The 21,662-nt window shown below is 65.6% G+C and carries 19 protein-coding genes; 9 read left to right on the top strand and 10 right to left on the bottom strand.

Annotated elements, in window-relative coordinates:
* Positions 1 to 154 precede the first annotated feature (154 nt).
* The 4 genes from ACX12F_RS00340 to ACX12F_RS00325 all read left to right on the top strand — a co-directional run bounded on the left by ACX12F_RS00340 (position 155) and on the right by ACX12F_RS00325 (position 6,227).
* The gene (locus tag ACX12F_RS00340; protein ID WP_459367757.1) at positions 155 to 652 is read left to right on the top strand and encodes a hypothetical protein; all 498 of its coding nucleotides are present in this window, start codon (positions 155 to 157) and stop codon (positions 650 to 652) included.
* Between the two features lie 357 nt (positions 653 to 1,009).
* Positions 1,010 to 2,287, top strand: a complete 1,278-nt coding sequence (locus ACX12F_RS00335) for a S1C family serine protease (protein ID WP_459370561.1) — start codon at positions 1,010 to 1,012, stop codon at positions 2,285 to 2,287.
* 159 nt (positions 2,288 to 2,446) lie between these two features.
* Complete coding sequence (locus ACX12F_RS00330; RefSeq protein ID WP_459367756.1) at positions 2,447 to 3,043, top strand: DUF3592 domain-containing protein; 597 nt, start codon at positions 2,447 to 2,449, stop codon at positions 3,041 to 3,043.
* A gap of 103 nt (positions 3,044 to 3,146) precedes the next feature.
* A complete protein-coding gene (locus ACX12F_RS00325) occupies positions 3,147 to 6,227 on the top strand; it encodes an ATP-binding protein (protein WP_459367755.1) in 3,081 nt (1,026 codons plus the stop codon).
* 2 nt (positions 6,228 to 6,229) lie between these two features.
* Here ACX12F_RS00325 and ACX12F_RS00320 read toward each other — a convergent pair whose 3' ends face one another.
* Positions 6,230 to 6,631 carry a hypothetical protein gene (locus ACX12F_RS00320; RefSeq protein ID WP_459367754.1) on the bottom strand — a complete coding sequence of 134 codons (402 nt, stop codon included), beginning with the start codon at positions 6,629 to 6,631 and terminating at the stop codon, positions 6,230 to 6,232.
* Positions 6,632 to 7,360: an LpqN/LpqT family lipoprotein gene (locus tag ACX12F_RS00315; protein ID WP_459367753.1), complete on the bottom strand. Its 729-nt coding sequence runs from the start codon at positions 7,358 to 7,360 to the stop codon at positions 6,632 to 6,634. It abuts the gene before it with no gap.
* Positions 7,361 to 7,600: 240 nt separating this feature from the next.
* Here ACX12F_RS00315 and ACX12F_RS00310 point away from each other — a divergent pair, with 240 nt between their 5' ends.
* The 3 genes from ACX12F_RS00310 to ACX12F_RS00300 all read left to right on the top strand — a co-directional run bounded on the left by ACX12F_RS00310 (position 7,601) and on the right by ACX12F_RS00300 (position 10,703).
* Positions 7,601 to 8,137 (top strand): anti-apoptotic protein, encoded by a 537-nt coding sequence (locus tag ACX12F_RS00310; RefSeq protein WP_459367752.1) that lies wholly within the window; start codon positions 7,601 to 7,603, stop codon positions 8,135 to 8,137.
* 3 nt (positions 8,138 to 8,140) lie between these two features.
* Complete coding sequence (locus tag ACX12F_RS00305; protein WP_459367751.1) at positions 8,141 to 9,502, top strand: neutral zinc metallopeptidase; 1,362 nt, start codon at positions 8,141 to 8,143, stop codon at positions 9,500 to 9,502.
* A 229-nt stretch (positions 9,503 to 9,731) separates the two neighbouring features.
* Positions 9,732 to 10,703 (top strand): IS481 family transposase, encoded by a 972-nt coding sequence (locus ACX12F_RS00300; RefSeq protein WP_459367750.1) that lies wholly within the window; start codon positions 9,732 to 9,734, stop codon positions 10,701 to 10,703.
* Here ACX12F_RS00300 and ACX12F_RS00295 read toward each other — a convergent pair.
* The 3 genes from ACX12F_RS00295 to ACX12F_RS00285 form a co-directional block, all read right to left on the bottom strand.
* Positions 10,700 to 11,305: a TetR/AcrR family transcriptional regulator gene (locus ACX12F_RS00295; protein WP_459370560.1), complete on the bottom strand. Its 606-nt coding sequence runs from the start codon at positions 11,303 to 11,305 to the stop codon at positions 10,700 to 10,702. The two genes, ACX12F_RS00300 and ACX12F_RS00295, sit on opposite strands and share 4 nt — an antisense overlap.
* 113 nt (positions 11,306 to 11,418) lie before the next feature.
* Entirely contained in the window at positions 11,419 to 12,474 is a 1,056-nt protein-coding gene (locus ACX12F_RS00290; RefSeq protein ID WP_459367749.1) for a DUF6670 family protein, read from the bottom strand.
* Between the two features lie 31 nt (positions 12,475 to 12,505).
* Complete coding sequence (locus ACX12F_RS00285) at positions 12,506 to 13,339, bottom strand: SDR family NAD(P)-dependent oxidoreductase (protein WP_459367748.1); 834 nt, start codon at positions 13,337 to 13,339, stop codon at positions 12,506 to 12,508.
* Between the two features lie 245 nt (positions 13,340 to 13,584).
* On the opposite strand from ACX12F_RS00285, the gene ACX12F_RS00280 reads away from it, so the two are divergent.
* Positions 13,585 to 15,018 (top strand): ABC1 kinase family protein, encoded by a 1,434-nt coding sequence (locus tag ACX12F_RS00280; protein WP_459367747.1) that lies wholly within the window; start codon positions 13,585 to 13,587, stop codon positions 15,016 to 15,018.
* Here ACX12F_RS00280 and ACX12F_RS00275 read toward each other — a convergent pair whose 3' ends face one another.
* The 5 genes from ACX12F_RS00275 to ACX12F_RS00255 are packed head-to-tail and all read right to left on the bottom strand — an operon-like array spanning position 15,019 to position 20,772.
* Positions 15,019 to 16,410: a glycoside hydrolase family 1 protein gene (locus ACX12F_RS00275; protein ID WP_459367746.1), complete on the bottom strand. Its 1,392-nt coding sequence runs from the start codon at positions 16,408 to 16,410 to the stop codon at positions 15,019 to 15,021.
* Between the two features lie 43 nt (positions 16,411 to 16,453).
* A complete protein-coding gene (locus ACX12F_RS00270; RefSeq protein ID WP_459367745.1) occupies positions 16,454 to 17,290 on the bottom strand; it encodes a mycofactocin-coupled SDR family oxidoreductase in 837 nt (278 codons plus the stop codon).
* A 46-nt stretch (positions 17,291 to 17,336) separates the two neighbouring features.
* Positions 17,337 to 18,560, bottom strand: coding sequence for an NADH:flavin oxidoreductase (locus tag ACX12F_RS00265; RefSeq protein ID WP_459367744.1), 1,224 nt, complete (start codon positions 18,558 to 18,560; stop codon positions 17,337 to 17,339).
* A 57-nt stretch (positions 18,561 to 18,617) separates the two neighbouring features.
* A complete protein-coding gene (locus ACX12F_RS00260) occupies positions 18,618 to 19,793 on the bottom strand; it encodes an MCE family protein (protein WP_459367743.1) in 1,176 nt (391 codons plus the stop codon).
* Positions 19,786 to 20,772: an MCE family protein gene (locus ACX12F_RS00255; protein ID WP_459370559.1), complete on the bottom strand. Its 987-nt coding sequence runs from the start codon at positions 20,770 to 20,772 to the stop codon at positions 19,786 to 19,788. The genes ACX12F_RS00260 and ACX12F_RS00255 overlap by 8 nt, the downstream gene beginning before the upstream one ends.
* 255 nt (positions 20,773 to 21,027) lie before the next feature.
* On the opposite strand from ACX12F_RS00255, the gene ACX12F_RS00250 reads away from it, so the two are divergent.
* Positions 21,028 to 21,654 (top strand): TetR/AcrR family transcriptional regulator, encoded by a 627-nt coding sequence (locus ACX12F_RS00250; RefSeq protein WP_459367742.1) that lies wholly within the window; start codon positions 21,028 to 21,030, stop codon positions 21,652 to 21,654.
* Positions 21,655 to 21,662 lie beyond the last annotated feature (8 nt).

The following is a 21,662-nucleotide window of genomic DNA, read 5'->3' as shown; positions in this document are numbered from 1 at the left end:
GCGGTCAGTCGGGTGGCACGCACCCGTCGATCGTGACCCAGCACGGTCCGTCTCGCGAGCCCGACACCGGAATCAGGGCCGAAGTTCAGCCGGGATTCACGGAATTGCGATCAACTACGCGGCCGCCGGACCAGGTGCGCCATACGCTGAACCCATGAGTCACCCCGCACCGGTACGGATGACGGTCGCGGTCCTGGCCGCGGCGGTGAGCGCCTGCACCACAGGCACCGGGCAGCCGACGACCACCACGGCGACCACCGCCACCACCGCCGCCGCCGCCACCGCCGCGACCACCGCGACGACCATCCGCGCCGACGCAGCGTGCGCCGGTTTCACAGCGCAACAGTTCGTCGGTGACTGGACCAGCCCGAATGACCCGGCCACCACGACGCTGACGCTGGACGGCGCCCTGCGGTCCCGCGGAGTCGGCGACGAGTCGGGCACCTGGAGCGTGCGACCCATCGGCCAGACACCGGGCTCCGGTCAGCTACCCGATGACTCCATATGCGTGTTGTGGCTGCACTGGAACAGTCCAGCGCCGGCCTTTGACGCCTACTACGTGCCGTTGAAAGTGACCGACACGCAGCTGCAGCTGAGCTATGTCGGGCGGGGCAACACTTTGACCTGGATCCGTGCCGCCGGCTCACCTTGACGCTCTTTGTGATCTAAAAGTCTTGGATTGTCCCGAACACTTTCTCAGCAGGGCCTCAGTTGACGACGGCACCGTGGAGACATCCAGCGCGAAAGCGCCTGTCTTACCGACGTTTCGAGAAAGTAGCCAACGCCAATGAGACACCCGACCGATCAGCCGGACAACCAGCACGTCTGGTCCCGCCAATACGCGGCTGACCAGGAAAAAATCGTCCAGTGGAGCCAGGACCGGTACCGGCGCCCCCACGTATCCGACGCGCACACCCAGCCGTTGCGGACACCGCACGGGCAGCAGAACCCGCAGTTTTACGGCGCGCCCGTCCCGCCGCGGCCGGCCAAGCGGTCACGGTCCGGTCTGATGGCGTTCGGGATCGCTGCCGTGGCCATGGCAGCCGGTGCTGCCGGCACCGTGGCCGTGGTCGACCACTACGGCAACACCGCCCCCAACGCCAGGGCGCCGATCACCGCTGCGCTCGGAAATCACTCGCAGCCAATACCGTCCGCGGCGGCGGCGCCCGCGGCGCCGGCCGCGGCCGCGCCGGCCGGGTCCGTTGAGTCGGTGTCCGCCAAGGTGCTGCCGAGCGTGGTGAAACTGCAGATCCAGTCCGGCCAGCAGAGTGAAGAAGGCTCGGGCATCATCCTCAGCGCCGACGGGCTCATCCTGACCAACAACCACGTCGTAGCCGCAGCCAACCAGGCCGCCGGCGGCCAGGATTCGATGCCGGCTCAATCCCTTCCCGGCGGCCGCCTGCCGCGTGGCATGTCCCCGTTCGGCCAGCTCCCCGGCGGTGCACTGGACGGTCCCGACGCTCAGGACCCGAGCCAGGGCGGTCCCGCCACCGCTCCGTCGGGCCGAGTGAGCCAGGGCCTCAAGGCCACCGTCACCCTCTCCGACGGCCGCACCGTGCCGTTCACCGTGGTCGGCGCCGATCCGGCCGACGACATCGCGGTCGTCAAGGCGCAGGGGGTGTCCAACCTGACCCCGATCAGCATCGGATCGTCCAAGGACCTGCGCGTCGGGCAGAACGTCGTCGCGATCGGCTCGCCGCTGGGTCTGCAGGGCACCGTCACCACCGGCATCATCAGCTCGCTGAACCGTCCGGTGAGTACCGGTGACGAGCAGACCGGGCAGCAGTCCGTGATGAGCGCCATCCAGACCGACGCCGCGATCAACCCCGGCAACTCCGGTGGCGCGCTGGTCGACATGAACGGCAACCTGATCGGTGTGAACTCGGCGATCGCGTCGCTCGGTGGCGGCCCGGATTCCGGTGGCGCCCAGCCCGGTTCGATCGGTCTCGGCTTCGCCATCCCGGTCGACCAGGCCAAGCGCATTGCCGACCAACTGATTTCGACCGGCACCGTGCAGCACGCCTCGCTCGGCGTGAAGCTGGCCACCAACAACAACGCCCAGGGCGCGACCGTGGCGGGTGTTGTCGCCGGCGGTCCCGCCGCGGCGGCCGGCCTGGACAAGGGCGCCGTGATCACCAAGGTCGACAACCAGCCGATCGACGGTCCCGAAGCGCTCGTCGCGGCGATCCGGTCCAAGGCGCCCGGCGACAACGTCACCGTGACGTACGCCGATCCGTCCGGAGCGGAACGCTCCGTGCAGGTGACTCTGGGGCAGACGGAGGCTTAGGCCGACCTAGCACGTCCTGCTCCCCATCCTGTGAGGGTTGTGTACGCGGAACCCGAGATATGCGTACACAACCCTCACAGACGTATTTCGGCCTCCGAAGCCAACCGGATTCCAATCGCGCCGCCCTAGGCTCTTCGTGTCGACCTTTCCGGAGGGGCCATGCGCGTCGAATACCTCGTGGTGCTGATCGCCGTCATCGTGATCGTGGACACCGGGATTCTCGTGGTGCTGCTACGCAAGCGCCGCGTCCGGCAGGCGTCGCGCGGCACAACGGAGACCACCGCAACCGAACTCGGCATCACCGGCCCCGCCAAGACATCCGCCGCACCCGTCCTGGCGAAAGTGTTCCTGTCGCTGGGGCTGTCGTTGGCCGTCGCAGCCGGTGTCAGCGCAGGATTTGTGGCCTACGACAATTCCGATGACAGTCACGCCGAGGGCACCGTCATCGAATTGGTGCCCAGTGGCCGCGGTAGCAGTCCCCGGTACCGGGCGCGCGTGGAATTCACCACGGCTGCGGGCGTTCCGGTTCGTTTCCTCAGTTCGGTGAGCAGCAATCCGCCACCGGCCCAGGTCGGCGAGCATGTGGACATTCGTTACGACGCCGGCAACCCGCACGGTGCCCAGATCAACACCTACTGGCAAGTGTGGTTCCTGCCGACGCTCCTCGGCATCATCGCAGCGCCATTCCTGCTGGTCGGTACCGGATTCGCGGTCGTGAGCCGCGCGAGCCGCAAGCGCGGCCCGCAGATCATCTGATCGGGCGATTGCATTCAGCAAATTGCCAGGTTAACCGGGATGTCACAGCTGACTCTCAGATGTATGGTCTCCCCAGTTCCACATTTGCTGTGAATCGGGGAAGATGGCGCAATATTTCCTCTCGGGTGCAGTGATGGCCCGCGCCGACGGCGCGCCGGCGGCGCTCGGCGGCCCGAAGCAACGCTGTGTGCTGGCGGTGCTACTGGCAAACCACGGCACCGTGGTCAGCATCGACCGCCTGATCGACGCGGTCTGGGGCGACGACCCACCGGCGAAGGCGCTGGCCTCGGTGCGTTCGTACATGGCGAACCTGCGGCGCGTCCTCGATCCCGCCGCCGACGGCGCCAACGAACCGGACGGGCGCCGCGCCGACGTCCACAACCAGCGCCTGGCCTCGCATCCGCACGGCTACCAGCTGAATCTGCTCCCGGGCGACACCGTCGATCTGTTCAGCTTCGAAGACCTGGTGGCAGGCGGCCGGAGCGCACTGATCCGGAACTCCGCCGAGACGGCTGTCGGGATGCTGACCGAGGCGCTGGCGTTATGGCACGGAGATCCGTTCGGCGAGTTCGCCTATCACGAATTCGCCGCCCCTGAGGCCATCCGCTTCTCTGCCCTGCGCTCCACCGCCATCGAGGCCCGCTTCGACGCCGCCCTGCAACTCGGCGGCGGCGGTGAGCTGGTGCCCGAGATCGAGGGTGCGCTGGCAGAACACCCTCTCCAGGAACGACTCTGGGGTCATCTGATGCTCGCGCTGCATCGCGCGAACCGGACTGCCGATGCGATCCAGGCGTTCGAACGAGCCTGCACCACGCTGGATCGCGAAATCGGCACTCGGCCCGGCGAAGGCCTACAGACCCTCTTCGAGAAGATCCGCGACGGCGCTCCCGAACTGAATGTCGCGCCAACACCGCACGTGCCCGATCTGTCTCCCGACACCGCCGCTCCGCCACCGTTCTTCGGCCGCGACGCCGAACTCGGCAGCGTCGCGGCCGCGATACGTCGTGGGCAGTCCGGCGCCGGTGGTCTCACGCTGGTGACGGGCGACGCCGGAATCGGCAAAACGTCCTTGGCGCAGGCGACCGTCGACCGCGCGGCTGCTTCAGGGCTGACGGTAGCGTGGGCGAGCCATCCGAGCAGCGTCAAACTGCCCCTGTTGTGGACGTGGATCCAGTTGCTGCGCCAGCTCGGCACCGAACTGGGACCGGAAGCGCGGCGGGCCGTGCTACACGAGGCGCCCGGCGTCGTCACCGCACTTGTGCCGGAATGGCACGGCGACGACGACCTGGCCTCGGCCAGCCGCTTCGCCCCAACGGGTTTCACGCTCGTGGAACGAATCGTGACGGCGCTGCGGGCGCTCTCCGCCATCAAGCCCCTGCTGCTCGTCATCGACGACCTGCAGCGGGCGGACCCGGCGTCGCTCAACACACTGGTTCTGCTCGCCGGGGAGTTCCCGCGTCTGCCGATCCAGATAGTCGGAAACTGGACGTTCTTCGGCGCCGACCGTCCGATGAACCGGTCGGCCTTCGAACGCCTCGTCCGTTCCAACGACGCAGTCACGATGCACCTCGACGGCATCGACTCGACCTCCGCCGCGCACTTGATCGACGCCGTCGCCGGCCGTGAAATCCCGCCTGCAGTCTCCGACGAAGTGTGGCAGCAAGCCGGTGGAAACCCGTTCTACATCAAGGAACTCGCCCGCACTCTCGGCACGGATGGAGCGCCGCAACGCGACCACCCGGCACTGTCGGATGCCGTCGTCGGCGTCGTCGGCCGCCGGCTCAGCGTGCTGGATCGGCCGAGCCGTCGCGTGCTCAGCGCCGCCGCCGTCGTCGGGCCCGAATTCGGTGTCGCGGACCTGGCCGACATCGTCGACCTGTCGATCTCGACGGTGCAGAGCCGGCTTCGGCCGGCGTACGAGACGGGACTGCTCGACGAATTGCCCGAGCGGCCGGGTGCCTATCGGTTCAGCCACGGGCTGGTCCGCGACGCGCTCATCGCGCAACTGGCCACCACCGACCGCACCAGCGTCCACGCGGCCATCGCCACCACCAGGACTCCGACGCTCGCCACCGCCGCCTACGAACTCGTGATCGCGGCCGCCGACCACGCCTGGCGCGCCGGCGCCGAACTGAATCCTGACGTCGCGCTCAGCATTCTGGAGACGTCGATTCCCCGGGCACTGAATCGTTCGGCGTACCACGACGTCGCCGGGTTGGCCGAACATGCACTGCAGATCTGCGAACGGCTACCGGCCAAGCCCGAACACCTGGACCGGCAGGCCACGCTGTGGCTGCATCTGGCGGGCGCACGCGGAATCCTCGAAGGGCAGGCCAGCAAGTCCGCCACCGCGGCGGTCCAGCGCGCCTTCGAGATCGGGCAGGAGGTCAAGGGGCGCAGCTTCTACGGCGCCATCGCCATGCAATGCCTCATGCTGTGCTGCCACGGGCGCATCGACGAGGCCGAGATCATCGCCAACGGCCTGCAGGACCAGTACGACAAGTCCGGAGATCCGGTAATCGGCGTCGTCAACGACTTCGCGCACATCATGGTGTACTCGCTGCGCGGTGAGACCGACCTGTTGATCGCCACCGGTCATCACATGATGACCAACTTCCCGCCGCCCGAGACGGTGACCGATCCCCTTCATTTCTTCCATCCGCGCGTGTACTGCTGGATGGCGCTGGCCGAGGCGGTGCGCGGGGATCAGGATGCGATGCGCGAATATCATCGTCGCGCACTGCATCTCGCGCAGAGCCGGGGGGATGTCTTCAACATCCTGGCGGCCAAGCTGACGTATGTCGAATGCGCTGCCATCCTCGGCGTCGTCGACGGCACCGCCGAACTGGCCGACCAGGTCGACGCCGAATTCTGTGCGGCAGGCGGCCAGCAGTGGGCGGCGACAGCCCGCATCATCAGCGTATGGGCCCAGACCCTCAGCGGCGGGGATATCGACCCCGACGTCGCGCGGCAGGCGTTTCAGCTGTACACGTCCGACGGGACGACAGCGATGAACACCATCTTCCTGAGTCTGCTGTCGGACATCGAACTGCATCACGGCCGGACCGAAGCCGCCCGCGATTGGCTACAGCAGGCCTGCCGCCTCGCCGATGCCACCGGTGAACGTGCGTACAACCAGATGATCGGCGAGCGACTGGCCTCGCTGTCGATCCAGTCCGTGTGAGATCAGGTCTTTACCGTGCTGTCCGGCAACGCTTCTCGCCACTGACGCCAGATGGCCCGGTCCGTCATCAGGTCGAGCACGCTGCCGAATCCCGATGGATACACCAGTGAGACAAGCCATTTGCGCGAATCGCCATGACTCACCTCGCAGCCACCGCGGTAGAACTGTCGGAGCCACTTGAGATTCAGAGCGTTCCGCGGGAAGTCGAAGATCACGACCTCCTCTCCCGCGGACAGCTTCGCCTGGTAATCGGTGAGGCCCAATTCCTCATCGACCCATTTCGCATATTCGGACGCAAGGCACCGCACGCGGGTATCCGTCAGTTCCAACTCGACGTTCACCCACCAGGTGTTGGCTTTGCTCTTGAGTAGATACGCCTTGGTCCGTGGTGGCGCTGTCGTCATCTACTGGGTGATGGCGAGAGATTTGTCGATGGAGTCCAGCGCCTGGAACAGCTCTTGACCCTGGGCTTCATCACTGGTCGCGTTCATCTGCAGGACATAGAGCCCGTCATTGCCCTTGAAGACGACGGTCTCCTGGCCGAATGCGGCCTTGCCGCTGGGCATGTCGTAGGTACCGGCGATCCGGAACGCCGGGAATCCCGCTGAGGTGCCCGGTTCCTCACCCGCCGATGAGAAACCTGGCAGGTTCTTCGCCTCCCCGCCCGCCAGCGACAGGAGCTTGTCCGGATCCACCGGGCCGTCCAGCCGGGACACCAGCGCAATGATGTTCGGCGTGTAGGCCAGATTGTCGGCGCCGGGTCCGCTGTAGACGATGGCGCCGTAGGCGTAATCCGGGGTGTCGTCCCCTGCGTTCTGCCAGCCGTCGGGGAACTGGATCTCGACCTTCGGGGCGCCCGCATCCGTCCGGTGAATCGGCGTCTCCTGGATCTTCTGCTGCGTGATGTAGTCGGCGATGGTCGGATTCGCAGAACCTGGTGTGGCGTCAGGCACCTTGCGGGGCTTGAGCTTGGGCGCTGCCTTTACCGACGACGAACTGGAGCTACTGCTGCTGCTCGAACTGGACGTGCTGGAGCTGCTGCTCGAACCCTTGTCCTTGTCACCGCCACAGGCGCCCAGCGTGATACTCAGGCACACCGCGGCGGCGACGGCGATGGCAGGTCGATGCGACATCTGCATCGTGACTCCTCAGGGGTAGACGGGGACGTCGGTCACGTCCTCGGCGTCACGATATGGACGGCGGATTGGAATTCCGTTGAATCCGGCACGCCAGGTGGTTGGAAAGCCGACGCCACCAACCCGACCTGAGTGAGCTTCCAACCGGATTCCAACAACACGGCGCTAACTTTTGCCGTCCGGCTTGAGAGGTGCGGCGCCGGTGGTTGGCGCCCGAACTTGGAAGGGGTTGGCGACATGACCAACACAACGTGTCAGAGGCTCGTTCTGGCGTCTGCGATCACGGTTGCCGTGTTCGGCGCTGCGGCCTGCTCCAGCGGGACGCCGTCGGTGAGCAAGAAGGACGTCGAGAGCCAGATCGTCACCAAGATGACAGGCGCCGACGGCAAGAAGGCGGACTCGGTGACCTGCCCCGAAGATCTCGCGGGCCAGAAGGGCGCCGAAACCAACTGCACCATGAAGGTCGGCGACAAGACCAGCACCGTCAACGTCACGGTCACCAGCATCGAGGGTGACCAGGTGAAGTTCGACATGGTTCAGACCATCGACAAGGCGCAGGTCGCCAGCCAGATCAGCGACCAGCTGGGCCAGCAGTTCGGGACCAAACCCGAATCCGTGACGTGCCCGGACAACCTGAAGGGTACGACCGGCGCCACGCTTCGTTGCGAGCTCAAGGACAGTGGCCAGACCTACGGCGTCACGGTCACCGTCAACAATGTCGACGGCTCCGACGTGAACTACGGGTTCAAGGTCGACGACAAGCCCAAGTCGTAGCGGATGGGAATCCACCGGGCCCTCCGGCGGGCCTGTGCACTACTGGCCGTCTGCGCCCTGGCTGTTGCCGGCTGCGGCGAGAAACAACTGAAGCCGCAGGCATCGGCATCGTCGACGAAGCCGATGGCCCCGCCTGCCGAGATTCACGGCGACACCTCGGATCCCGTGAACAAGATCGTCGCCCAAGCCATCGGCGACATCCAGGCGTATTGGCAGAACGAGTTTCCCAAGCTCTACGAGAAGGACTACACGCCGGTCAAGGGCGGCTTCTACGCCGTGTACCCGTCGAAGGGGACTCTGGCGCCTTGTGCCGAGTCGCCAGATGACATCGCCGGCAACGCGTTCTACTGCGCCAAGGCCGACGATGTCGCCTGGGATGCCGAGGGACTGCTGCCCAGCTTGCGAAAACGCTTCGGCGACTTCGTTATTCCGGTTGTGTTGGCTCATGAGTGGGGCCACGCCATCCAGGCGCGGTCCAACTTTCAGGGCGAGACCGTGACCAAGGAGATTCAGGCCGACTGTTTTGCCGGAGCCTGGGCCGCACACGCCAAAGACACCTTCAACCCCAGCGCCGACGATATGGACAACGCGCTCGCCGGTTTCCTGTTCCTGCGCGATGAGCCGGGTACCGCCAAACATGATCTGAGTGCACACGGCAGTGGGTTCGATCGAGTGAACTCGTTCCGCACCGGGTTCGACAACGGACCGAAGGCCTGCGCCGATTACCGCAACGGCAACCCGGTGGTGGTAGAGCTGCCGTTCAACGATGCCGCCGACCAGGCGTCCGGGGGCGATGCCCCGTATGACGCGATAATCGCGGGCGTCCCAGCGGATCTCGAGGATTACTTCACGCAGTTGATCCCCGAGCTGACCGGTGGCAAATACGACTGGACTCCGCTCGCGGCGCCGCGCAAGATCGATCCCGACAAGGCGCCCGACTGCGGCGGCAAGTCGATGAAGGGCTCGGTGCTGTACTACTGCGTGGACGACGACTATGTCGGCTTCGACAACGTCAAGACGATGCCCGACATTTATGACAGCGGCGGCGATTTCTCAGTGGCGACGCTCATCGCGACACAGTACGGGCTGGCCGCCCTGATGCGAATGGGTCAACCCGCGGACAAGAAGCAGACCTCGCTGCGCGCGGACTGTTTGGCCGGTTCCTGGGCTGCCAGCATCCTGCTGCACAACCGCCCCAACAGCAGGTACAGCCTCTCACCAGGCGACTTGGACAAGGCCGTCGCCGCCCTGCTGCTCTACCGCACCGACGGCGGTGATGTCGAGCACCACGGCCAAGGAACCGAACGCATCGACGCCTACCGCCGCGGGGTGTACGACGGTGCCGAGCCCTGCCTGACCCTTTGACGCTGAACCACTATCGGCTTCTCGGCCTCGCCGTTGGTTCAAACGCATCACCCGGCTCCTCGACAGAACCGAGCCGCCCCGCAGGCTCTTGGCGGATGGCATCGCCGGACGCATCCTGCCCTAGTTGTAACTCTTGGACAGGTTGTGAACGGCGTGGTGAGCGGAAATAGGTGAGGACCTCCGGTATCGCTGTGGTTACCACACACACATCGATCACCGAGAGGTCCTCGTGTCTCACCGTAATGCCTTCCTGACTCCGCGTGGCCGTTTGGCTCTGGCTCAGTGTGTTGTTGATGACCGATGGCCGCTGGCTCGTGCTGCCGAGCGATTCCAGTGTTCGAGGGCCACGGCCAAGAAATGGGCCGATCGCTACCGCGCTGGAGGTAAGCAGGCGATGGCCGATCGCTCCAGCCGCCCGCACCGTAGCCCGCGGCGCCTGGCGCAGCGTCGCGAGCGCCGGATCATCAAGGTGCGCTTCACCCGTCGCTGGGGCCCGCACCGCATCGCGGCGCACCTACGGCTGCCCCGCTCGACTGTGGAGGCGGTCCTGCGCCGCTACCGGATGCCGCTGCTGCGTGATCTGGACCAGAACACCGGGTTGGTCGTGCGCCGACCCAAACCTCACCGCTACGAGCATCCCGCGCCCGGAGACCTGGTCCACGTCGACATCAAAAAGCTCGGTCGCATCCCCGACGGCGGTGGGCATCGCAAACTCGGGCGCCAAGCCGGACGGCGCAACCGCAGCGGGGCCGGCTACGCCTACCTGCACCATGCCGTTGATGACCACTCGCGGTTGGCGTACTCGGAGATCCTCGGCGATGAGCGCAAACAGACCGCCGCCGATTTCTGGGTCCGGGCCAACGCCTACTTCAATGGTTACGGCATCACTGTTAAGCGGGTGCTGACCGATAACGGATCATGCTATCGGTCAAAGGTTTTCGCTACCGCGCTCGGCGATGGCATCAGCCACAAGAAGACCCGGCCGTACCGTCCCCAAACCAACGGCAAGGTCGAACGATTCAACCGGACCCTGGCCACCGAATGGGCCTACGCACGCACCTACCTATCAGAGGACGAACGCGCCGTGACCTATCCCCACTGGCTGCATCACTACAATCACCATCGACCCCACAGCGGCATCAAAGGCAAGACACCCATCGACCGCCTACGCGTTCACAACCTGCCTGTGAAGAACACCTAGTCCGTCGCACCTTCCAACGTGTGCCCGGCCATGGCCGCCAGAACCCGGTGGGCCCGGGCCACCATCGCCGCGGCGGGCTCCTCGGGATGCTTACGCCAGAAGAGCATCAGCGCAGACACCATGTGCTCCCACACGCCGGTGGCGGCGACCAGATCGACGGGATCCGTCAGGCCGACGCCCCCGAGCGACCGCGACACTCCCGCGAAGGCCTGCTCACGCAAGATCGTCCGCTGCTCCCGCGCCGCGTCCCGCGCCGGACCGTGGGGGACCGACCGGTCGAACAGCACATGCCAGTCGCCCGGGTGCCCTTCGAACGTCGTGAAGATCGCCGCCAGCACCGGCTCACCGGCGGCGGCACCGGCCCCCGCCAGGTGATCAGGGGACTTGAGCGCGGCGGCGACCGCCTGCTCGATCTGGTTTCCGATCCTGGTGACGCACGCTGCGTAGACGGCCTCTTTGGACCCGAAATAGCTGATGATGAGCGTCTTGGAGACGTCGGCCTGGGCGGCGATGGCAGCCAGGGACGCACCTGCGTAGGTAGCCCGGCTGAATTCGGCGATCGCCGCCTCGATGATGAGCTGCTCGCGCTCGCCGCGCGGCACACCTTTGGTGCCGGTTCTGCCGCTGACGGGGCGCGAGGTCATCCGGACAGCCTAATCAGCAGGCCCGCACCTTCGAGCCGCCGTCGATCATCACCCGGGACGAACGCGCCGATTCAGGCCGGCTGGACGTCGATCCACTCCAGGTAGGCACTGCCCTTGACTGGCTCGTTGTGCCAGGTGCCGGCGTAGGAATACGCGGTGGCGTACCCCGGCCCGTGGCCCAGGCGCCACGGCGCGTCGACGGTGCCGACCAGGGCCAGAATTTCGTCTCCGCCGTCACGAACCGACCATTTGAACTTGCGGGGGCGACGCATCGTGTCACCGCGGTCGTCGACGAGGGGCTCGCCGTATTCGGTGACCGCGAAGTGGACGTCGCTGTACACCTCGGTCTCGTGACCGAGCACCCGCACATGCGCCAGCTTGCACGCGGTGCGCCCACGGGCGCGGACATCGGTCAGCAATACCTGGGTGCGCTCGTCGAGATTGATGATCTGGTAGGTGAAGAAGTCCAGCGGCAGTTTGAGTCGCGCCGGTATCGGACGGCGCGTAGCTGCTTGGTGCGTACGGATTCTGGCGTATTCGAAGGTCCCGAGTCCACTGACCTCGACGCCGTCGACCGTGCCGGTGTAGGGCGCCAGCAGGCTCAGGTGGTCGTAGAGCGGTGACTTCACGAAGTACGAGACCTGGTCCGTGACCTTGAGTTTCAGGTCGACGTCGAACTGGGGGTAGCGGCCGCGGACGACGACGTCGGGCAGTGCGACATTGATCGCCAGGTCCTCGGCCCATCGCATCCGGCGGGCGTCGCCGGTGAACCAACAGTCGGTATGCATGTCGTACGCCCGGAAGAAACGCTGCTCCGCATGCGCCGTCGAGGAGAAGACCGTGGTGGTGTTCCGCGCGTCGCGGGCAGCCAGGTGGTCGAGGTCGAACAGTTCACTGCCCGAGGCACCAAGCAGCGTCATCGTGTTCAGATACCGGTACGGGTCCGGCAGGTCTGGGATGAAGACACCGAAATGTGTTACGCCCCAAGCCCGGGATACGTCGTGGGGGCGGAGAATCTCGGGCGCGTCGAACGGCCGGCGCGATGCCGGCAGGCGGTTGTCTACCAGCGGCAGCATGCCGTCGATGACGGCGCGCGACAGCGCGCGGGAGATCATGTGTTTCGTCATGGGGTCCTTGCCTGGGTTGCGCTGACGCCGGTCAGGTGAGGGCCGCGAGAGCGCGGTCCGCGGTGGCCGGGGAGATGAGATCGATCGTCGGCAGCACCGCGCGCAGCACTGCGGGGCTGACCTCCACCGGCTGATGAGTGACTGCCCGGATGATCCAGCGTCCGGCTTCTTCTGCCGACAGCGCCGCGGCATTCTCGTATTCGGCTGTGGGCGCGATCATTTCAGTGCGTACCAGCGGAAAGTAGACGTTGGTGGCGCAGATGCCGGGATGGGGCCGCTCGGCATTCAGACTTCGACCGAAGATCGCCAGCGCGCTCTTCGACGCGGCGTATGCGGAGAACCGCGGAAATGTGTTGGCGTACAGACCCCAGGTGCAGACGTTGATCACCTGTCCGCGGCCCCGCTCGATCATGCCGGGCAGCAGTCCCAGGCTCAGTTGCACGGCGGCCAGGTAATTCAGGGACATCGTCCGCTGGTAGTCGTGCAGCCGGTCGGTGGCGTCGACGATGCTGCGGCGAATCGAGTGGCCGGCGTTGTTGACCAGGACGTCCACCCGCTTATCGGCGAGATCCTCCAGCAGGCGGGCGGTGGCGTCCTGATTGCTCAGATCACAGGTGCGCCAATAACATCCGGTTGCCTCTGCCAGCGTCCGCAACTCGTCCTCACGGCGGGCAACGGCGATGACGGTGGCGCCGCGAGCGCTCAGCTGAGTGGCCGCCTCGCGGCCGATGCCGGCCGAGGCACCCGTGACCACGACGGTCAGGTCGCTGACATCGCGGCCCGGCCCGGCCAGTGCGGCATCGAGCCGCTCGGGCAACAGGGTTCGGCGCTGGACGAGATCGACGATGGCATTGCGAATGGACATGGCTACCTCCCGGGCCGGTGCGCTCACCGGCACGCGGGCGATATTACCAGATGGTCACTTTGTGCCGCCGGCGGCCGCCGAAGCGAAGAGCTGCGACGCGGTCGCGGTGGCGTGCTGGTGACCGAAATCGACCGCGACCGTGCGCTCTATGCATCTATTCGTGTCCCTTCGCGCGAACAGTCCCAAGCTCGGCCGCAGCCACCTAACCCCCGTCATCGGCAGCAGAATATTTTGTTCGTCCTCAATTGAATCCGCAGTTGTGGGACGGTGACCGTGTGTCGGATATTCCGCGGCGCACGCTGGGACGTGGCGCTAAGTTGGCCGGACTTTCGCTGGGGGCTGCCGGTCGAGCTGCACTGGGCTGGGGCCAGCGGCTCGGCGGCGGCGATGCGGAACTGATCGCCGAACAGTGGTCCGCGCGCAGCGCCGAGCAAGTCTTCGCAGTGCTCGGCGAACTCAAAGGCGGGGCAATGAAGTTCGGCCAAGCCATGAGCATCTATGAGGCCGCGATACCCGAGCGCTTCGCCGCACCGTATCGCGACGCGTTGACGAAGTTACAGGCATCGGCGCCACCGCTGACTGCCGAAAGGATACATCGAGTGCTCGACCGGCAATTGGGCGTTCGATGGCCCGAACGGTTCGCCGAGTTCGACGACGAGCCGGTCGCGGCGGCCAGCATCGGCCAGGTTCACCGCGCGGTGTGGCATGACGGTCAGCCGGTGGCGGTCAAAGTGCAATACCCGGGCGCCGATACCGCCCTGTTGTCCGATTTGCGTCAACTTGGCCGATTCAGCCGGCTCATCGAGCCATTGTTCCCCGGGCTTGCCGTCCGGCCGATGATTGACGAGCTACGTACTCGGATGGCAGATGAACTCGACTACCGCCACGAGGCCGACAACCAACGACGATTCGCCGCCGCCTTCGACAATGACCCACGGTTCGTGGTGCCCAAAGTGGTCGCGTCAGCCCCGAAAGTACTTATTTCCGAATGGGTTACCGCACGTCCGCTCTCAGATTTGATCACCCGCGGCGACCAGGTATCCAAGGATACCGCCGCGGGCCTGTTATTCGAATTCTGCGGTGCCTCGATGTCGCAACTGGGCGCGCTGCACGCCGACCCGCATCCTGGCAATTATCAGTTAACCGACGACGGTCGGCTCGTGGTGCTCGACTTCGGCGCGGTGGCTTCCGTGCACCGGTCGGCGCTGACGTTTTTGGATACGCTTCGCCTGGCTGAAGTTGCCCGATCGGTGGTGTTATCTGACGTGCAGGATCCACGGTTGCAGACAGTGATGCTGGCTGAGGTCGCCTCCGCCATGCGCGCGATCGGATTCTCTGACCCCGATAACCAGGTGGAGCCCGAGGACGTGCTGTCGTACTTCGGGCCATTCACAGAACCGTTGTGCGCACATCGGTTTCAGTTCAATCGGCAGTGGATGGAGAACCTGGCTCCGCGCATACCTGGGTTGGCACGCGGCCAGGATTTTCTCGCCGGCTCGTCGCTGACCATTGCGAAGGAGCATGTGCTGATGTTCCGCACCCTCGTGGGTGTCGTGGCGGTCGCCTGTCAGCTCGAAGCCGAGGTTGCATTACGCGAGATCGTCATCCGGTGGTATCCCGGTTTCGAAGATCCCAAAATCCCCCCAGATCTCGCTCGTGTGCTCGGATTCTCGAACTAGCTAGTTCAACGGCGACAACGGCCCGTTCACATCCAGCGGCGCGCAACTATCGGCGCCGACGGTCGTCGAGCAGTGCGCTGCCGGGATCACCGGCCGGTATCCCGGTGGGGTGCCGCCGTCGCGGGTGATCTGCGTGTAGGTCGGTACGGCATCGGTCGGCACCCGGCGCAGCGCTGGATCACCTACGGCATCAACCGAATACAGGCCGAACCGGGGGCGGTAGCTGCCCCACTCGTAGTTGTCGACCAGGGACCAGTAGTTGTAGCCGATGATGGGGATGCCGTCGGCCTTCGCGCGCTGCAGCCAGAACACGGTGTCACTGAGGTACTGCGACCGGGTCACGCCGTCGGCTCGCGGTTTGCCGTTGTCGGTGACCATACCGTTCTCGACGACGTAGATGGGCAACCCGGGATACCGCTGGGCGTAGTGGCGGGCCACGTAGTAAATGTCCTCGGGCTGCAGCTTGATATTCCATCGCTGCGCCATGCTCTGACTTGCCGCCGGATTGTCCTTGGCCGTTCCGGTGTAGTAGTCGAAGCCCAGGTAGTCCAGGGTGTCCTTGACCCGGTCGAAGAACGATCCCTCGATGCCCTTCACCCCGAGACCGGTGAACTGCGCGAGCACTTCCGGCGGGATGTAGGCCTCGTTCGTGGTGACCTTCGCCCCCGGGTCGGCATCGTGGGCCGCGCGGTATACCGCGCGGTGCGCGTCCGCGACGCGGTCGAGAAAGGTCGCGAACTGCTCGGGTTTGATGGCGCCCGTGCGTACCTCCATGGCGCCGAACGCCAGGGGCTCGTTGACACTCACCCACAGCACGCCTTGGCCCGCATAGCGTTTGGTGATCGCGGTGGCGAAGTCGTCGAACGCCGCGACGTTGTTGAGGAAGCCACCACGGTCAGCGACCCAGCCGGGGTACACCCAGTGCATGAGCGTGATCATCGGCGTCATGCCGTTCGCGCGCAGCGTCGCGACGACGTCGTCGTAGTAGGCCAGTTCCTTCTCGTCCCACTTACCCGGCTCGGGCATCACCCGCGCCCACTCGATGCCGAGCCGGAACGTGTTGACGCCCATGGCATGTGCGTTGGCAATGTCTTCGCGGTAGCGGTGCCGGAAGTCATCCGCTTGCTTGTAGGGCTCGACTGCCCCAAACGGATCGGCCTGCGGCTTGCCCGCAGCGCGGTCGACGTACCGGCGCCAGTTGCTGTCGGGTGCGTCGCCTTCCACCTGATAGCCCGCGGTCGCGGTCCCCCAGTAGAAGCTGCGGTCCCAGGCCTGGGCCGGCTTGGCCGGTTCCTCCTTGCCCGCGTCCTGTTTGGTGCCGCAGCCGGCCATGCCCATCACGACGGCCGACGCCAGCATCACCCTGATCCACTTCATATTAAAACCGTACATTGCACTGTTTTGAAGTGCGAGTGACGTTGGCTACACGGTCGGGTCAGCTACCCAACCGAGCGGAGGCACCGGCGTCGACGGGCAGGACGGTGCCTGTGATGTGTGCGCTGTCCCGGTGCGCCAGAAACATGACGGCACGGGTGATCTCGGCCGGTTTCATGAACGCCACCGGCTGCAGATGCAAAGAGGCGAACACCGATTCCACGTCGGCGAGCGTCGGGTGGTCCAAATCCGGGCGCATGGCGCCGAACAAGGCATCGTTGAAAGTCATGGGGGTTTCGACGTTTCCAGGCGCGACGGCGTTGACGGTGATCCCGAACCCGCCGAGGTCGTGCGCCGCCACCTTCGTCAGACCGATGACGCCCCATTTGGACGCCGCGTACGCAGCCTGGGCGAAGTTTCCGCTACGCCCGAGCATCGAGGACACCGTGACGATCCGTCCGTACCCGCGCGCCTTCATCCCCGGCGCCACTGCCGCGATCGTGTTGAACGTACCCGTCAGATTGGAGCCGATCACCTCATCCCATTGCGCCGAGGGCACGTCCGGCAGCATGGCGATGGCGCTGACGCCGGCGTTGGTGACGGCGATGTCGATTCGACCGAACTGCGTCTCGACGTCGGCCACGAACCGCTCCAGGGCCCCGCGGTCGCTGGTCGACAATTTCGCGGTCAGACAACGCCTTCCGGCCGCCTCGACCATCTCGGCGGTGGCCGCCAGATCAGCCTCCGTCGCGAGCGGGTATTTGATTTCGTCGTGATTCTCGCAGCGATCGCAGATGGCGATGTCCGCGCCCGCCTCGGCGAGTGCCATCGCGTGCGACCTACCCATACCGCGCGCTCCGCCGGTGATCAGCGCAACGAGGCCATCAAAGTCACCCATACAAACTCCTATTGCAGTATTCGAAAATCTTCTGGACGTGCCCGCGTCAGATGGAGTCGGGCTTGCCGGTCACGACGCAGTGGGTGTGCGTGTAGATGGTGGGCATGCACAGGTTGCAGTGGGTGCACGCGGATCTAACTGGGTTTTCACGGTCTTCTGATCGGATGCGGTTGAGTAGGTCGGGTTCGGCGAGCAGGGCGCGACCCATCGCGACGAACTCGAATCCTTCGGCCATGGCCAGGTCCATGGTGTCCCGGTTGGTGATCCCGCCGAGGAGAATCAGCGGCATCGACAGCTCAGCCCGAAATTGGCGGGCCTGCTCGAGCAGATAGGCCTCGCGGTAGGGGTACTCGCGGAAGAACTTGTGCCCGCTCATTCGGATGCCCCAGCTGATCGGAGGCTTGAAGTTGGCCGCGAATTCTTTCACCGGGGCATCGCCCCGGAACAGGTACATCGGGTTGACCAGCGAGCTGCCCGCGGTCAACTCCAGCGCATCGAGGGCGCCGTCGTCTTCGAGCCATTTCGCGGTCTGCAGCGATTCATCGATCGGGATGCCGCCACGAACCCCATCGGTCATGGTGAGTTTGGCGATCACCGCGATCTGGTCACCCACCGCCTCGCGGACCGCCTGCACGGTGCCGCGCGCGACCTTCGCCCGGTTTTCCAGGGAGCCCCCGAACTCGTCGCGACGCTTGTTGATCAACGGCGACAGGAATGACGACGCGAAGTAGTTGTGCCCCAGGTGCACTTCGACGGCGTCGAATCCGGCGTCGATCGCCAACCTGGCGGCATTGGCGTGGGCAGCCATGATCGCGTCGATGTCGGCGCGGGTGGCTTTGTGGGCGAAGCGCATCGACAGCGGATTGAACAACCGCACCGGGGCCAGGGCGGTGGCCTTGTTGGTGCGGGCGTTGGCGACCGGCCCGGCGTGCCCGATCTGGGCGCTGATCGCCGCCCCCTCACCATGGATCGTCTCGGTGAGCTTGCGTAGCCCGGGGACCGCTTCGGGGCGCATCCACAACTGCCAACCATCGGTACGCCCACCCGGGGACACCGCACAGTACGCCACCGTCGTCATCCCCACCCCGCCCGCGGCGGGCAACTGGTGATACCGGATCAGATCATCGGTGACCAGGGCATTCGGAGTAGCCGCCTCGAACGTCGCGGCCTTGATGATCCGGTTCCGCAACGCCACCGGACCCAGCTTGGCCGGTTGGAATGGGTCCGGCACTGCGGGCCCCTGGGCGGTCGACGTGGCGTCGGCGGTCATGGTGTCAGTATCCCTTCGATAAACCTCTGTGCGACAACATTTCTCGAAATCAAGGCGTCACGGCTTCGCGCCATGCTGGGTGGCGGTGCCGGGCGGAATCGCGAAGGGGTCCGCGGCCTGGCCTGACAGGTTCGCGAGCGCTCCGACCAGGAAGTCTGGGGGATTGACGACCTCGGACAGGTGCGGCATGTTCGGGTCGAGCGCCGAGGTCGCGAGCACGTTCTCGCCGAGGCGGCGCATGGTGAGATCGAATGTCGAGTAGACATTCAGGTAATCGCCGCGCACGGCGTTGCGCAGATATTTCCGGTCGAACGGGAAGGTCGGTATCAGTTCCAGATCGTGGATGAAATCGTCGGCGTTGTCGTTGAGGGCTTTGATGACAGGGAAGACGTCCCTGAAGTCCGCGGCGAAATCGTCTTTGGTCTGTGACACCACGCGCCCGGCAGTGGAGGCGAGCCTACGCAGCGCCGCAAAGGCCGCGACGATGCTGCCGCGATTGCGGTTCAGGACATCGAGTGCGAGCGGAAGCGTCTCCAACGTCCGGCCCAGCGCGCGAGCGTTGCGGGCCAGTACCGCCGCTGTCCGGTCGACGCCCTCGATCGCCGCGACGATGGTGCCGGTTTGCGCATCGAGAAAGCCGGTCAGCTCGGCCAACCGGGCCAGCAGACCGCTGAACGTTCCCACCCGTCCGGCCACGGCTGCGTAGGCCTGGTCCGTGATGTCCTGCAGGGCACCGAGATTGCCTTTGTTGACGATCAGGCCCAGCGCCGCCAGCACGTCCTCCGTGGTGGGGTAGTGGCCCGTGCGGTTGAGTTTGATGTGCGCCCCGTTGGCGAGTCTGCCCTGCGCGGGCTGGTCGGTCGGCGACGCGAGTTCGACGTGCTGCGAGCCCAGCAACGACGTCTGGCCGACGGTCGCCGTGGCATTCGCCGGGAGATCGACGTGCCGGTCCAGCGAAAGCCGAACGGCCGCATAGACAGTGGTGTCAGGCCGCTGCACGACGGCGACCCCGGAGACGCTTCCGACGGTGACGTCGCCGATTTTGACGGGCGAGTTCTGCGGCAAACCGACCACGTTGTCCAGGTCGAGGACGACCTCGAAGGAGCCCGGGCCGTGGCCCTTCGTCCCGGGCAGCGCGAGCGAGTTCAAACCCCCGAACTGGCACCCGGACACCAGACCGGCGAGGCAGACGAGGATCGCGCCCCCGCGCAGACCAACACGCCGATCACCCATTTTCCGAGCACCGGCCCTTCGACGGGTCCGGCGCTCCGCCGATCGGAACGATGATGTCGCTGCCGGCGGGCCCGTTGATCTTGATCTTGCTGGAGCAGAAGAAGATGTTGAAGAACGCGCCGTATGCGCCAAGGGAGTTGAGCCGCAGATAGTTCTCGGCGAGAGGATCGATGGCAGCGTTGATGTCTGCGCGGCGTTCGTAGGCCCGCTGGGCGAAGGGCCGCGCGTTTTCGAGGACGCCCTGGACCGGGCGGCGGCTCTCCTGCAGCATCTGGGTCAGCGACGTCGTCGACTCCGCGAGGGGAGTGATGGCGCCGGCGACAGCGTCGCGGTCCTGCGCCAAGCCCGTCAGCAATTGTTGGAGTTCGTCGACCGTGTCCCCAAACTGCTTTCCCTTCGCGTCGACAGCTCCGAGAACGCCGTTGAGGTTGTTGATGACGTCGCCGAGAAGCTGATCACGGTCCGACAGGTGCTGCGTGAAACTCCCTGTGGTCGAAAGCAGTTGGGCCACGGTGCCCCCTTGGCCCTGGAGCAGGTCGATGACGGCCGCGCTGATCGCGTTGATCTTGGCGCCGTCGAGGCCCTTGAGGACCGGCCGCAGGCCGCCCAAGAGCGCGTCGAGATCGACCGCTGGCTGCGTGTTGCTCAACGGGATGGTGGCTCCGGGATTCAATGCACGCAAATCCCCTGCGGTGAAAGCCAATTCGAGGTATCTATCCCCGGTCAAATTCAGATAGCGGATCACCGCCTTCGTCGTCGCGTACAGGTGGTAGCGCGAATCAACGTTGAACAGGACGTCGACGGTGTTGTCTGCGTTCAGCGAGACCCGGTCGACGGAACCCACCGTCAGACCCGCCATCCGAACGTCCTGCCCGGCCTTCAAGCGGGAGGCGTCGGTGAACTCGGCGTGGTACTGCTCGCCCGTACCGAACCGGAACTGGCCGAACACCACGACCAGAGCGGAGGCCACCAACAACATCACGACGGTGAACGCCGCGACCTTCACTTCTGTCACACGCACGGGCACGTACCCCGAGACCTCGCATCATCGTCGGTTGCGGTGAGCGGCAAATGCCCAGGTAGACGACGCAGGGGTACATCCATGGCAGCGGTCACCAGCAACCTCCTTAATTAGTGATCCAGTGGTACACTAATTGCTGGTTGGCGTCAATGCCCGCCGCGGCCCGCACCCATCGGAACTCGGGATCGCGGCCGTCCGAACACCCCCTTACCGATGCTGGATGATGAACGTGTGAGCAGTCAGTCAGGGCCCGGTCGGCCGCGCGACGTGAGCATCGATGACCGCGTGCTCGCCGCGACCCGAGAGTTGTTGTCGGAGGGCGGTTTTCGGCAATTGAGCATGCGGTTGGTCGCGCAGCGCTCCGGCGTCACCCGCGCCAGCCTGACCCGGCGCTGGCCATCGAAGGCTGCGTTGGTCATCGACGCGGTGATGGGCCTGACACCCGACCTGACGCCGTTTGCCGGCACGGACGTCTACGGCTGGATCGATTTCGTCGTCCGGGGCAGTCGCGCAATGTTCAACCGCCCGGAGATGAAAGCGACCGCACCGGACCTGACTCTGGCCCTGGTCGAAGAGCCCCAACTGGGGAGATCGCTGTGGAACCGGTTCACCGGTCCGGCGGTGGAGCTGTTCGCCGACGACGTCGGCGCCGAGACCGAGGCGGAGCGCCGGCGTGCCGAATTGGACGCGCGCGCCGTGGTGATCATGGCCGCGGGAGCCGCGATGTACCTGACCACCATCGCCGCCGACGACGATTCAGCTGAACTCGAGGACCGGATGGCCGAGCTCCTGACGTCCGGGTACCGCGCCCTGTCAGCCGCACGAGACGCCGCCAGGTAGGCGACGGC

The sequence above is a fragment of the Mycolicibacterium sp. HS_4_1 genome, assembly GCF_054515875.1.
This window is presented reverse-complemented; position numbering and strand designations above follow the sequence as displayed.